Below are 12977 nucleotides of genomic sequence, written 5' to 3' on the forward strand. Positions count from 1 at the left end.
GTTGAACCGAGAATTCCGCAACGCCATGCTCGATATTCGTAACGGATTTCCAGAACCAGAGCGCAAACACGAATCTGGGCAAGGTGTAGAAAATCAGGGCAAGCCCGAGGCAGAGCGCGAGATTGCGGCCGATGACCGCAAAGCTGGCGCCGAAAACCCTGCCGATACGAAATGTGTTGGGCTGGTCCAGCGTTATTGACGCCACGATATTACCTATCCAGTCCAGACCGATCCTGACGCGATGAAGGCAGCAAATCCCTTGCCGCTACGAGAAGATTTCCGCCAAGTCTTCGACGCTGGTGCCTTCCTTGACCTGGCGTAGCTCGACATAGCTAACGGCGATGGCAACCGATATTACCGTCGACACGACCGTTGACACAACGGCGCTTCCAATCGCGCCCACAATCAGGCCAACGGTCGAGAGGCTGCCGGTAAGGGCGAAAGCCAATCCAAACACCAAAGCGAATGCCATTTGGAAGGCAATCGCCACCAAGAACAGAATCAGCAAAAGACCGAATAGTGACCAGCGGCTGCCCTTCGTCAGGGCGCGGCTCCGCGACATCGAGCCAAACACGCCAAGGCGCTCCTGGATCAGCACGGGTACGGAAACCGATATACCAAGCAACCACATGATGCCGGGAACAAGCAGCATCACGAACGCGATGATCGTCCCGAAGATCGGGATAATCAGCCCTGCGACGGCAATCGCAACAACCCCGAGGACCATGACGAAAAAGACCACCAGCCCGATGCCAAGCGTCGGGAATATGCAGCGCAAAGCTATTTGGATGCAGTCACCGATTGCCGGGCGCTTGCCGTTCAAGTCTTCTATCGTCGCCCTCACCAGTGATGATTGAAACAACAAAGCCAGCACAAGATATATCAAGCCAAAAGCCACCGATATTAACGAGTTGCGTAGAATCGCCGAGGGATCGGCAACAGCCATAGTTTCGGGACTAGCAATATTGATGTTGGCAAAATTGCTGTAATTCCAAAGGTTAAGCACCAGTGCCGGAAGGGCGGAAAAAAGAGCCGCTAGTCCGACCAACAGACCCGGATTGCGGCCGATAACCGCAAAACTGTTGCTGAAAACCCTGCCGATGCGAAACTTGTCCGACCGTTCCAATGTCGTTGAAACCATGATGCGTCCCCCGCCTAATCACCGCATATCGGCTGGTGATCCCCGCATTAAATGTGCCAACATTGGAGGTCGACGTCTAGTCCACTTGCAATTGTCTTGCCGCATTGCCAGTGTCGGCTGGGGAACCACAGGTTGCAGGGGAGAGGGTGGCGGTGGCACAGCCAGGCACAGCGGAAGCCGAACGGCTGACCAATCTGCACAAGCAGCTGATCGCCGATGAGTCGATCCAGTTCGACCTGCCGGCCTATGTGCCGCCGAAGCCGCCCGAATGGCTGAAACCGCTACAGGATTTTTTGTCGTGGCTCGGTCCCTACATGATCTATCTGTTCTGGGGGGCGGTGATATCGGGCGTCGCAATCATCCTGCTTCTGGTCTTCCTTGAGGTGAAAGGCATCGCCTGGCGGCTGCCGTGGCAGCGCGCCCGACCCGAAGTCGAAGACGAAGAAGCCTGGCGCCCCGACGCCGGCGCCGCGCAGATCCTGCTGTCGCAAGCGGATGCGCTGGCCGCACGCGGCGACTATGACGAGGCGGTTCACCTTTTGCTTCGGCGCAGCGTCGCCGATATTGCCGGCCGGCTGCCGGACTTCCTGCGCCCGTCGCTCACCGCGCGCGACATCGCCAATGCCCCTTCCCTGCCGGGAAGGGCGCGCCATGCGTTTACCGAGATCGCCCGCATTGTCGAGGCGGCGCTGTTCGCGCGCCGGCCGGTCGGCGCGGAAGGCTGGCGGCAGGCGCGCGGCGCCTATGAACGTTTCGCCTTCCGGGATGCCTGGACGTGAGCGCACCGGCGGTCGAGGCACAGGAGCCGTTCAATCGAAAGACACTGTTTTGGGGGATTTTCGCCAGCCTCCTTGCGGCAGCCGGTTTCTTCCTGCTGTCCACCTATGCTCCCGATTTCCGGCAACCCGGCAATGGCGGCGCCACGCCGCTGTCGAAAAGCGGCGTCGGCTACGCCGGCCTGGCGGAATGGCTGCGGCTCACCGGCGAAGCGCCCTTGATGGCGCGGACCGAAGACGATCTTGCCAGAGATATACTGCTGATCGTCACCATCTCGCCCGACAGCGATCCGGAGGCGCTTGACCGCATTCTTGAGCTTCGCGATGACCGCGAGACTCTCTTCGTGCTGCCCAAATGGCAGACCTTGCCCCTCCAGCAGCATGAGGGATGGAAGATGAAAATCGAGCGTTTGCCCGACACCGTAGTCAACAATTGGCTCGGCCGGATCGCCAAGGCCAAGCTCGGTGTCGGCAGGAGCACGGTCGAGCAACTCGAGATCCGGGGCCATCTCGTCGCCGCGCCGCAAGACATGCAATGGGTTGCCGACGATCACCCGATCATTGCGGCAGGCAGCGGCAAGGCCGTCCTCGTCGAATTCCAAGACAAACCCTTTTTCATCCTGACCGACCCCGACCTAATCAACAATTCCGCGCTTGGAGATGCCGACAAGGCGGCCGCGGCGCGCGACCTGATCCAATGGCTGCGGCCTGGCAAGGGTCTGGTCATGTTCGATCTGACACTGCACGGCGGGGCGCGGAAATATGACCTCGCCAAGCTTCTGGTCGAGCCGCCGTTCCTGGCGCTGACACTGACGATCCTGATCGCTGCGGCGCTGGCGTTCCTGCATGGCCTTGGCCGGTTCGGCCCGCCGCGTATAAACCCCCCCCCGATTGGCGTCAGGCCGCGGGGGCTGGGGGCTAAGCCGGCGATGGGCTCTCGGGGGGGCGGGGGGGGTGCCGCCTGGGCGTGGGGGGGTCCGCCCCCCGGTTTCCCCCCCCGCGCGCTATCCCCTCGCCATCGGGGGGGTGGGTCTATACGACGGCGATGCTCATGCGGCGTGCCGGCCGGCTGGACGAACTGGGAGGCCGCTATGCGGCCTTGATGCGGGTACGCGCCGGCGCGCTGCTCGGGGCACCGCAAGGGTTGCAAGGCAAAGCGCTCGACCACTGGCTCGACTCTCGCGATAAGGAGCAAGCCGGCGGCTTCACGACGCGCTCGCAAGCGGCCGGCGAGGCGAAGAATCTGACACAGATGCAACAGGCAGCAGAACGGCTGCATGACTGGACGGCAAGGAGGCTCGGTGAACGTCGATGATGTGAAGGCCCTGGCGACACGGATCAGGGAAGAAGTGGCCAAGGCGATCACCGGGCAGCACGATACGGTCGACCTGATGCTGACCGCCTTGTTTGCGGGCGGGCATATCCTGCTGGAAGGTCCTCCGGGCACGGCCAAGACCATGACCGCGCGCTGCTTCGCCCAGGCGCTTGGGATCGCCTACGGGCGGATCCAGTTCACGCCGGACCTGATGCCCGGCGATATCGTCGGGTCGAACATCTACAACTTCCAGACCGGGCAGTTCACGCTGACGCGCGGCCCGATCTTCTGCGATCTCCTGCTTGCCGACGAAATCAACCGCACGCCGCCCAAGACGCAGGCCGCACTGCTCGAGGCGATGCAGGAGCATGCGGTCACCTTCGACGGCACCACGCATTCGCTCGGCCGCAATTTCATGGTCGTCGCGACCCAGAATCCGATCGAGCACCAGGGCGTCTATCCGCTGCCGGAGGCGCAGCTCGACCGCTTCCTGTTCAAGCACCGCGTCAGCTATCCCGGCCCCGAGGAAGAACGAGCCATCATCGTCCATCATGGCGGCGGCTCCGCCTCGCACGACATCGCGCAATATGGCATCGAGGCGCAGACGGACCGCGAGACGCTGCAGGAGGCCCTTGAAGTCGTCGGCTCCGTCACCCTTGTCGACGATGTCGTCGGCTACATAGCGGCGCTGGTTCGGGCTACGCGCGAAAATGCCGATCTGGAGGTCGGGGCCAGTCCGCGCGCCGGCGCCATGCTGGCGCGGGCGGCGCGTGCCCGGGCGGCGCTGGACGGACGCGCCTATGTGATCCCCGACGATGTCAAGGCGCTGGCGGTGCCGGCGCTGCGTCATCGGGTCATCCTTTCGCCTGCCGCACAGATCGATGGCCGGCTGGTCGAGCAGATCGTCTCCGACCTGGTCGACCAGACGGAAGCACCACGTTGATCTATCCCAGCGGCCGAGCGGTATGGGCAGCTGCGGCCGGCGCGGTGCCGGCCTTCCTGGTCGCGTTGGCATTGCCGTCGTTCTGGTATCTGGGATTGCTGTGGAGCTGTCTGCTGCTTGCCTTCCTGGCGGTGGATGCAGCAGCCGGACGCGGACGGGCATCGCTGAATGCCAGCATCGATGCGCCGCAGCAGGCCGGTGTCGGCGGGGAATTCGGCGTGCAAATCACCGCCCGTCACTCGGGGCCGCGCGCAGCGGAGGCCCGCGTCGGCCACGATGCGCGTCTGGCGCCGGTGGACGGCAGCGGCGGCGCCTTGCTGCCAACCGCCGGAGGCGGCTCGCTCAACCTCCGCTTCCAGGCGCTGCGGCGCGGCGTCGCCAGCTTCGACCGTCTCTGGGTGCGCTGGCGCGGGCCGTTCGGGCTGGTCTGGAACCAGGTCGTGCTGCCGGTGGAAAGCAAGGTTGCGGTGCTGCCCGACGTCAGCAGCGCCCGCGGCGAGGCGATCACGCTGCTGCAACATGCGGCGCTTGCCGAAGGCCATGCGCAGCGCCGCGCCGGTCAAGGCCGCGAGTTCGACGCGCTCAAGGACTACCAGCCGGGCATGGGCCGGCGGATGATCGACTGGAAGCGCAGCGCCCGCCACGGCAAGCTTTTGGCGCTCGAGTTCCGCATCGAGGAGAACAACAACATCGTGCTGGCCATCGACAGCGGACGCCTGATGTGCGAACCGGTCGACGGGGTGCCGAAGGTGGACCGGGCGGTGACGGCCGCCCTGCTGTCGGCATTCATCGCGCTGAAGGGCGGTGACATGGTCAGCCTGTTCGGCTTCGATGCAAGGCCGCGCATTTCGAGCGGCGCGGTGCGCGGCCCCGCCAGCTTTGCGATGATCCAGAAACGGGCCGCCGAGATCGACTACTCCAGCGAGGAGACCAATTTCACGCTGGCATTGACGACGCTGGCGGCGCGGCTCGACCGCCGCTCGCTGGTCATCATCTTCACCGATTTCGTCGATCCGATCAGTGCGGAATTGATGCTGCGCACCGTGGGCCGGCTCACCGAACGGCATCTCGTGCTGTTCATGATGATGAAGGACACCGAACTGGAGAGCCTGGCCGACCTGCCGCCACGCTCCGGCGAGGATGTTGCCCGCGCGGTCGTTGCCGGAGGGCTCTTGCGCGAAAGGCAGGTCGTCATCGGCCGGCTGCGCCTGCTCGGGGCGCATGTGATCGAAGCCGACCACAACCGGCTCGGCCCGGCGCTGGTCGAGCGCTATCTGCAGTTCAAGCAGGAGGATTTGCTGTGACAGCGCCGGTACGCGGCAATGCGGTGCGCGGCGACGCGGTACGCCAGTCGCTGGCCAGCTTCCGCCGCGAGCGCGAGGCCGACTGGAAGGCATTCGAGGCGCTGCTGGCGCGTGTCGAGAAGCGTGCGCCGCGGACGCTTTCCGAAGAGGAGCTGCTGTCGCTGCCGCTGCTCTATCGATCGGCGCTGTCTTCCCTGTCGGTGGCGCGCGCGACATCGCTCGATAATGCGCTGGTCGGCTATCTCGAAGCGCTGTCGCTGCGCGGTTATTTCTATCTCTACGGCGCGCGCCGCGGGCTGCGGCAGCGCCTCGCCGATTTCTTCCTGCATGACTGGCCCGAAGCCATTCGCGACCTGTGGCGCGAGACATTGGCGTCGGTCGCGCTGATGGTGATCGGCATTGGTGCAGGCGCCTGGCTGGTGGCATCCGACAAGAGCTGGTTCGACGCGATCATCCCGCCCGGCCTGGCAGGAGGCCGCGGCCCCGACACCTCGGCCGAGCTGCTGCGAGGCATGCTTTATGATGGCGACAATGGCTTTCTCTCAGGCTTTGCCGCCTATCTGTTCACGCACAACGTCCAGGTCGCAATCCTGGCCTTCGCCCTTGGCTTCGCCTTCGCGGTGCCGACGGTGCTGCTGATGCTGTACAACGGCTGCATGATCGGGGCGTTGTTCCAAGTCTATTGGTCCAAGGGGCTTGGCATGGAGCTCGGCGGCTGGCTGGCCATCCACGGCACCACCGAATTGTTCGCAATCTCTTTGGCCGGCGCGGCGGGCATGCGCATCGGCACCAGCATCGCCTTTCCCGGCGAATTGACACGCATGGCGGCAGCGGCTCGCGCCGGACGCATCGCCGCGAACGCCATGGTCGGGGTCTCGGTCATGCTGCTGTTTGCCGGGCTGCTCGAGGGCATTGGCAGGCAGACCATCACCAGCGACGTCACGCGCTACGGCATTGGCGGGGGCATGCTGGTGCTGTGGATCGGTTATTTCTACCTGTTCCGGGCGGTGCGGCATGGCGATCGTTAAACGCGCCGCCTTCGCGGCTGTACGGCCGCTGATCACGCCCGAAGGCGTCGATCTCCGGATAAAGTTGGCCGACGCCGGCACGCGGGCCTCCGCCTTCCTGCTCGACATCGTGTTCATCGCCGTGGCTGCAATCGTGATCACGATCGTCGCGCTGTTCGGGGTGGGAGGCCTTGGCAGCGAGGGATTTCAGCCGCTCTTCGTCGTCTGGATCATCCTGATCTTCTTTCTGCGCAACGCCTACTTCATCGTCTTCGAAGCGGGCCGGCGCGCGGCTACGCCCGGCAAGCGGATCGTCGGCATCCGGGTCGCGTCGCGCAGCGGAGACGGCCTGTCGATCGACCAGGTCATCGCCCGCAACCTGATGCGCGAGATCGAGGTGTTCCTGCCGCTGTCGATCATCGTTGGACGCAGCGGGACCGACCTCGCCGACACGTTGACGACGGTGTTCGGACTGGTGTGGACGCTGCTGTTTGCCTTGTTCCCGCTGTTCAATCGCGACCGCATGCGGATCGGTGATCTGTTGGCGGGGACCTGGGTGGTAGAGGCGCCGAAGCGCGCCTTGCTTGAAGACCTGTCGGCACGGCAGGATCCGGCGGCCGGCGCCTTCCGGTTCAGCCACGCCCAGCTCGATGCCTACGGGATTGCCGAACTCCACAAGCTGGAAGAGGTGCTGCGCCGCGACGACTATTTCGCCCTGCGGACGGTGGCCGAAACGATCGGACGCAAGATCGGCGCGGCACCCCAAGCCCATGACGCACGCGCGTTCCTGACGGCTTACTACGGCGAGCTACGGGCGCATCTCGAGCGCAAGCTGCTGCTGGGCAACCGCAGGGCTGACAAGCATGCGCGGTAACAACGCTCCACGAGGCTGTCATGAACACATCTCTATCCGAGCTTGAACTTCAAGAGATGGAAGCCCGAGTTGCCGCGGCCCAGACCGGCCCGTGGAAATCGTGGGTCGAGGGCCGGGATTTTTCTGGAGGATCGAATTTCATCCAAACCGGCCAAGGACCGGATAGAGGTGAAGACATCGAAATGACTGGCGCGACGATTGCCGACCAGGATTTCATTGCCGCCGCTCGCCAGGACATCCCTCGCCTGATCGCCGAAGTCCGCAGGCTACGTGGAATTGCTAATCGCACGAATTGAATTCGTGGTCGTTTTTCGACAATCCTGCCGACTCTCCTGCCCTATCCCACCCACTTCTCGTAGTCGGACACCAGCAGATGCAGCGGTGCTGTGTCCTCGTCGATGTCCGCGAAGCGGCCGATTGGTTCGCGAAAGACATTGTCGGTGAGATCGTCGTTGACGGTCGAGACCTCGCCGATCAGCACGTCCTTGCCCTCGGCCCAGAAGGCATGCCAGACACCCGGCAGCAAAGTGACGCTCTGGCCTGGGTCGAGCTTCAGCAGCCCACCCGCGGGCAGCCTGTGGATGGTTCCGTCGACAGGCACCGATACTTCGGCCTTCGGATCGATGCCGCCATCGCGATCATGCATGAACAGCTCCAGCACCAGTTTGCCGCCGCCACGGTTGATGATGTCCTCGGCCTTGATGTTGTGGCGGTGCATCGGCGACAGCTGATCCTTGCGCGAGATCATGATTTTTTCGGCATAAAGCATGCCCATGCCCTTCTTCATGTCCTCGTAGCGGCCGTTGCGAACGGTGAACAGGAACAGGCCGAGCTCGTCGAATTTCTCCTGGCCGTAGTCGGTGATGTCCCAGCCAAGCCGCGACGAGAAGATTGCCGACGAATCCTGCCGGCGCGCCTTCATCTCTTCCGGCGACCAGTAGGCGAAGGGCGGCATGATGTAGCCGAACGAGCGGATGAAGGCGTCGGCGTCGCGGATGATGTCGTTGATGGCGGAGCGTTTCATGATCGTGGTTCCTTCCCGTCGCTTTGCGAGCGCTAGAACGGTTCATCGTTTCACGGAAACGCCGAACCGCTCGATCTTTTTTTGGACGCAATTCCGGACGGAAAACCGTTTCACACTTTTCCTGGAATTGCTCAAACCGCAATAGCCGAACGTCCATCCGGTGTCGATGCAAACTGCTGTCGCTGGCCCCATGACATGCGGTCCGATCAGGGCCATAAGGTCAACCAATTTTCCGATGGTGAGACCATGCGCAGCATAGACGACCTCGATACGCCGGCGATCCTGATCGATGCCGACCGCGCCGAAGCCAATATCGCGCGGGCGCAGGCCCATGCCGACCGGCACGGGCTGAAGCTCAGGCCGCACGTCAAGACCCACAAGCTGCCCTACTGGGCAAAGAAGCAGATCGCGGCGGGCGCCGTCGGCATCACCTGCCAGAAGATCGGCGAGGCCGAGGTCATGGCCGATGCCGGACTGACCGACATCTTTCTGCCCTACAATATCGTCGGGCGGGCCAAGCTGGAGCGCCTCAAGGCGCTGCACGGCCGCGTAACCCTGTCGGTGACAACGGACAGCATGGACACGCTGATGGGGCTTGCCGCCACCTTTGCCGATCCCGGCCACCGCCTGCCGGTGCTGGTCGAATGCGACACCGGCATGGGCCGCTGCGGTGTGCAGTCGGCCGGCGAGGCAGTCGCGCTGGCGAGCGAGATCGACAAGGTTCGGGGGCTCGTCTTCGGCGGCTTGATGACCTACCCGGGGGCCGGCCGCGCCGCCGAGACCGAGGCGTGGCTCGCCGAAGCGCGGCAAGCACTTGCCGCAGCCGGCCTTGCTTGCGAGCGCATCTCCAGCGGCGGCACACCCGATATGTGGCGTTCCGGCGAGCACAGCGTCGTTACCGAATACCGGCCCGGCACCTACATCTATCTCGACCGCTACCAGGTCGCCAAAGGCGTCGGCAGCCTCGACGATTGCGCACTGACGGTGCTGTCGACGGTGGTCAGCCACCCAACGCCGACACGCGCGATCCTCGACGCCGGCAGCAAGGCCCTGTCCAGCGACACACTGGGGCTCGCCGATTTCGGTGAGCTGCTGGGCATTTCAGGCGCAAGGGTGACCAGCCTCAGCGAAGAGCACGGCAACGTCACGCTGTCAGGCGGCGCCGAGCTTCGCATCGGCGAGCGCGTGCGCGTCGTGCCCGACCATTGCTGCGTCGTCACCAACCTGTTCGACGAGGTGCATCTGATCGAAGGCGACAAGGTGCTGGAAACGCTGCCGGTGGCAGCACGCGGGCGGATGGGGTGAGTCCAGCTGGAGCGCGTGCGCTTCAGGTACAAAATCCTTCAAACGCTGGAGGGACAGCACCCCCCCTCTGGCCTGCCGGCCATCTCCCCCTCAAGGGGGGAGATCGGTAGCTTCGCCTCTCTTTCAACATTCGCGATTGGCGAAACGATACGTGACATTCAATCTCCCCCCTTGAGGGGGAGATGTCCGGCAGGACAGAGGGGAGCGCGAAGGAACTCGACGGCGGTCAGTTAGCCTGCCTTGCCGCGACGCGGCGCATCGAAATGACTCGGCGGCGGAGGATTTCCGTGCGCATCGCCGCTAGGTGCAGCGCGAAGAAAAGCACGGTGAAGCCGAGTGCCATCACCAGCAATGGCCACAACAGGCTTGAGTCGATGGTCGGGCCACCGAGCCGGAACACCGACGCCGGCTGATGCAGCGTGTTCCACCAGTCGACCGAAAATTTGATGATCGGAATGTTGATGAAGCCGACCAGGGTGATGATGGCGGCGGCCCACGCGGCGCGCCCGGCATCGTCGAGCGCGCGGGTCAGCGCGATGATGCCGAGATACATCAGGAACAGGATGAAGACCGAGGTCAACCGCGCGTCCCATACCCACCAGGTGCCCCACATCGGCTTGCCCCAGATCGAACCGGTGATCAGTGCAAGGGCGGTGAAGACGGCGCCGATGGGTGCCGCCGATTTCAGCGCCACGTCGGCCAGCGGATGGCGCCAGACCAGCGTGCCCAGTGCCGAGACCGCCATCAGCGTGTAGCACATCATGGCGAGCCAGGCGAAAGGCACGTGGATATACATGATGCGAACGGTGATGCCTTGCTGGAAGTCCTCGGGCGCCGTGAAGCTCATGTAGAGGCCGACAGCGAGGATGATGGCGGCAACGCTCGCCAGCCACGGCACGACCTTGTCGGCCAGCCCGACGAACCGCGTCGGGTTGGCAAGGTCCATCCAGCCGGAGAGGCGTGAAGTCGTGTCGCTCATGCCGCCTTACATAGACCGCCGGCGGAGTTGCGGCAACCGCAGCGGCGGTACGGCGTCTCCCGTTCTCCCCGTGAACGGCGGGGCAAGTTGTGTGCGTCAAGTTCTGCAAAATGGCGTGGCATTGCGTTGACGTTGGCGTGTCCGCCGCGCAGCCCCCGTGTTTAGCGGAGCGGCGGACACAATCGCATTTGGATTCTTACGAAGATGGACCCCCACCCTAACCCTCCCCACAAGGGGGAGGGAACGCTGCCGCATGCCCTTACTTCCCCTTTTGGCGCCGAAAGGCAGGCAAATTTGCCGAGGTCAGCGCCAACGGAAGTCTCCCTCCCCCTTGTGGGGAGGGGTTAGGGGTGGGGGTACATCGTAGAGCGAAAGCCTCGGCTCTCCACCTGCGATGGCGCTGCCCCCCTTGTGGTTCCCATAGGGGAGAAGGCAAGCCGCGCTGCTCAAGCGGCTTCGTTCACCGGACGGCTGAGGCGGCGGACCTCCTCGTCGTTGAGCAGGCCGCCGGCGCGCAGCAGGCTGGCGAAGCGACCGTTGCGCAGCGACAGTTCGGTGAACCCGCCCATCTCGACCACCCGGCCCTTGTCCATGAACACGACCAGATCGGCATCGCGAACGGTGGTCAGGCGGTGGGCGATGATGAAGGTGGTGCGGCCGCGCCGCAATTCGTCGATGGCGTCCTTGACGCGGTCTTCCGTCTCGACGTCGAGCGCGCTGGTCGCCTCGTCGAGAACCAGGATGGGCGCGTCCTTCAGCACGGCGCGGGCGATCGCGATGCGCTGGCGCTCGCCACCGGACAGCTGTCCGCCGCGTTCGCCGACGACCGTGTCGTAGCCCTCGCTCTTTGACAGGATGAAATCCTGCGCGGCGGCGGCATTGGCCGCGGCATGGACCTCGTCATAGGTCGCCTCCGCGCGGCCGACGCGGATGTTGTCCTCGATCGAGCGGTTGAGCAGGCCGGCATCCTGGAAGACGGTGGCGATCGAATGGCGCAGCGACTTGCGGGTCACCGTGCGGGTGTCGATGCCGTCGATCAGGATACGGCCGCTGGACGGGGTGAAGACGCGCTGCAGAAGGTTGATGAGCGTCGTCTTGCCGGCGCCCGTCGGGCCGACGATGGCGACGGTCTGGCCGGCCTGGACCTCGAACGACGCGTCGTCGACGCCCTGCCCGGAATTGCCGAACTCGAAGCAGACATTCTCGAAACGCACATGACCCGTGACGTTGACGAGATCGCGCAGCCCATCGGGCTCGGCGGCGTCGGATGCAGAGTCCTCGAGATGATAGAATTCCTCGAGCTTGGCGCGCGCCTCGGAAATCTGGTTGGCGAAGGCCGACATCTGGTCGAGCCGGGCAATCAGCAGCGTGGCAAAGCCGGTAAAGGCGATGACGTCGCCGATGCGCAACTGGCCGTGCGTCACCAGATAGGCGCCGATCAAGAGCACCACCATCATCGAAATCGTCGACGACAGGCGGTGCAGCGCGTTGGCCATCGCCCACCAGTCGAGCACCGGATTCTGTGCGTCGAGCAGGTTCTTGACGTAGCACTTCAGCGCCTCGGTCTCATGGCCGATGCGGTTGTAGCTCTGCAGGACGGCGACGTTGCTGACCGAGTCGGTCACATGCGCAAATACCTTGTGGTAGTGCCGCTCCACGGCCGCCTGGCCTTCCTTGGTGCGCCGCATCACCAGCCGTCCGATGCCGACATAGAGCGCGCCAAGCGCCAGCAGCACCATCGACATGCGGATATCCATGCTGAGCGCGGTGGGCACCAGCAGGACCAACGCAACCGCCGTCGACAGATGCTGCCGCATGAATTCCAGCCAGAGGCTGAACAAAGTCTCGACCGCGCGCAGGAGCGTGTGCAGGGAATTGGAGGTGCCGCGCTGATGATGCCAGGCAAGCGGCATGGTGATCACGCGCTCGAACGACTGGCAAAGAACCTCGCTGCGCCGCTGGTGGGCAAAGCGGTCGGCGCCGCGCGCCACCAGCACGAAGGCGATGATGTTGAACGCGCCGAGGCCGGCCCACATTGCGAGCGTCGCGAATACCGAGCCGCGGTCCGAAATGGCATCGATCACCCGGCCGAACATGATCGGCTCGAGAATGGCGATAATGGCAAGCGCGACATTCGCCCCGCAGATAAACGCAACGCGTTTCCTGTCGGCAGCGAGATAACCAAGGGCTCGCCAGTAGATTTGCAGAAGTGACACTTCAGCTACTCCGCCAATTATTTATGGTGCAGTGCGTCATTTTTTGACTCGTATCGGTTGACGCGTCGCAAAACAATGCTCGTCTAGCTCTTC

14 protein-coding genes are annotated in these 12977 nt (G+C 63.9%); 10 read left to right on the forward strand and 4 right to left on the reverse strand.

What is annotated here, in order from left to right:
- Position 1: 1 nt before the first annotated feature.
- A complete protein-coding gene (locus NKH49_RS11630; RefSeq protein WP_352590448.1) occupies positions 2-199 on the forward strand; it encodes a hypothetical protein in 198 nt (65 codons plus the stop codon).
- Between the two features lie 66 nt (positions 200-265).
- Here the strand turns inward: NKH49_RS11630 and NKH49_RS11635 are convergent, their stop codons facing one another.
- The gene (locus NKH49_RS11635) at positions 266-1141 is read right to left on the reverse strand and encodes a DUF7847 domain-containing protein (protein WP_352926138.1); all 876 of its coding nucleotides are present in this window, start codon (positions 1139-1141) and stop codon (positions 266-268) included.
- A 152-nt stretch (positions 1142-1293) separates the two neighbouring features.
- On the opposite strand from NKH49_RS11635, the gene NKH49_RS11640 reads away from it, so the two are divergent.
- From NKH49_RS11640 to NKH49_RS11675, 8 genes are all read left to right on the forward strand, one after another.
- Entirely contained in the window at positions 1294-1920 is a 627-nt protein-coding gene (locus NKH49_RS11640) for a DUF4129 domain-containing protein (RefSeq protein ID WP_352458749.1), read from the forward strand.
- Entirely contained in the window at positions 1917-3020 is a 1104-nt protein-coding gene (locus NKH49_RS11645) for a DUF4350 domain-containing protein (RefSeq protein ID WP_352926140.1), read from the forward strand. The genes NKH49_RS11640 and NKH49_RS11645 overlap by 4 nt, the downstream gene beginning before the upstream one ends.
- Positions 3020-3232 (forward strand): hypothetical protein, encoded by a 213-nt coding sequence (locus NKH49_RS11650; protein WP_352926142.1) that lies wholly within the window; start codon positions 3020-3022, stop codon positions 3230-3232. The genes NKH49_RS11645 and NKH49_RS11650 overlap by 1 nt, the downstream gene beginning before the upstream one ends.
- Entirely contained in the window at positions 3219-4175 is a 957-nt protein-coding gene (locus tag NKH49_RS11655) for an AAA family ATPase (protein WP_352449246.1), read from the forward strand. The genes NKH49_RS11650 and NKH49_RS11655 overlap by 14 nt, the downstream gene beginning before the upstream one ends.
- Positions 4172-5479, forward strand: a complete 1308-nt coding sequence (locus NKH49_RS11660; RefSeq protein WP_352926144.1) for a DUF58 domain-containing protein — start codon at positions 4172-4174, stop codon at positions 5477-5479. The genes NKH49_RS11655 and NKH49_RS11660 overlap by 4 nt, the downstream gene beginning before the upstream one ends.
- Positions 5476-6507, forward strand: a complete 1032-nt coding sequence (locus NKH49_RS11665; RefSeq protein WP_352820539.1) for a stage II sporulation protein M — start codon at positions 5476-5478, stop codon at positions 6505-6507. Before NKH49_RS11660 ends, NKH49_RS11665 begins: the two co-directional genes overlap by 4 nt.
- Before the next feature lie 64 nt (positions 6508-6571).
- Positions 6572-7360, forward strand: coding sequence for an RDD family protein (locus NKH49_RS11670; RefSeq protein WP_352457151.1), 789 nt, complete (start codon positions 6572-6574; stop codon positions 7358-7360).
- A 20-nt stretch (positions 7361-7380) separates the two neighbouring features.
- A complete protein-coding gene (locus tag NKH49_RS11675; protein WP_352449242.1) occupies positions 7381-7656 on the forward strand; it encodes a hypothetical protein in 276 nt (91 codons plus the stop codon).
- A gap of 41 nt (positions 7657-7697) precedes the next feature.
- On the opposite strand, the gene NKH49_RS11680 is transcribed toward NKH49_RS11675, so the two are convergent.
- Positions 7698-8384 carry a D-lyxose/D-mannose family sugar isomerase gene (locus tag NKH49_RS11680; protein ID WP_023674428.1) on the reverse strand — a complete coding sequence of 229 codons (687 nt, stop codon included), beginning with the start codon at positions 8382-8384 and terminating at the stop codon, positions 7698-7700.
- Positions 8385-8630: 246 nt separating this feature from the next.
- On the opposite strand from NKH49_RS11680, the gene NKH49_RS11685 reads away from it, so the two are divergent.
- Positions 8631-9689: a D-TA family PLP-dependent enzyme gene (locus NKH49_RS11685; RefSeq protein ID WP_352682109.1), complete on the forward strand. Its 1059-nt coding sequence runs from the start codon at positions 8631-8633 to the stop codon at positions 9687-9689.
- Between the two features lie 226 nt (positions 9690-9915).
- Here NKH49_RS11685 and NKH49_RS11690 read toward each other — a convergent pair whose 3' ends face one another.
- Positions 9916-10668, reverse strand: coding sequence for a heme ABC transporter permease (locus NKH49_RS11690; protein ID WP_352926146.1), 753 nt, complete (start codon positions 10666-10668; stop codon positions 9916-9918).
- A gap of 446 nt (positions 10669-11114) precedes the next feature.
- Positions 11115-12884: a glucan ABC transporter ATP-binding protein/ permease gene (locus tag NKH49_RS11695; RefSeq protein WP_352614164.1), complete on the reverse strand. Its 1770-nt coding sequence runs from the start codon at positions 12882-12884 to the stop codon at positions 11115-11117.
- Positions 12885-12977: the final 93 nt, after the last annotated feature.

This window comes from Mesorhizobium sp. M1088 (genome assembly GCF_040318575.1).
Taxonomy (GTDB): Bacteria; Pseudomonadota; Alphaproteobacteria; order Rhizobiales; family Rhizobiaceae; genus Mesorhizobium.

Excerpts from the sequence above, each read along its gene's own strand:
- NKH49_RS11635 (WP_352926138.1), bottom strand. The coding sequence starts at position 1,141 with ATGGTTTCAACGACATTGGAACGGTCGGACAAGTTTCGCATCGGCAGG.
- NKH49_RS11680 (WP_023674428.1), bottom strand. The coding sequence starts at position 8,384 with ATGAAACGCTCCGCCATCAACGACATCATCCGCGACGCCGACGCCTTC.
- NKH49_RS11690 (WP_352926146.1), bottom strand. The coding sequence starts at position 10,668 with ATGAGCGACACGACTTCACGCCTCTCCGGCTGGATGGACCTTGCCAAC.
- NKH49_RS11685 (WP_352682109.1), top strand. The coding sequence starts at position 8,631 with ATGCGCAGCATAGACGACCTCGATACGCCGGCGATCCTGATCGATGCC.
- NKH49_RS11650 (WP_352926142.1), top strand. The coding sequence starts at position 3,020 with ATGCGGGTACGCGCCGGCGCGCTGCTCGGGGCACCGCAAGGGTTGCAA.
- NKH49_RS11675 (WP_352449242.1), top strand. The coding sequence starts at position 7,381 with ATGAACACATCTCTATCCGAGCTTGAACTTCAAGAGATGGAAGCCCGA.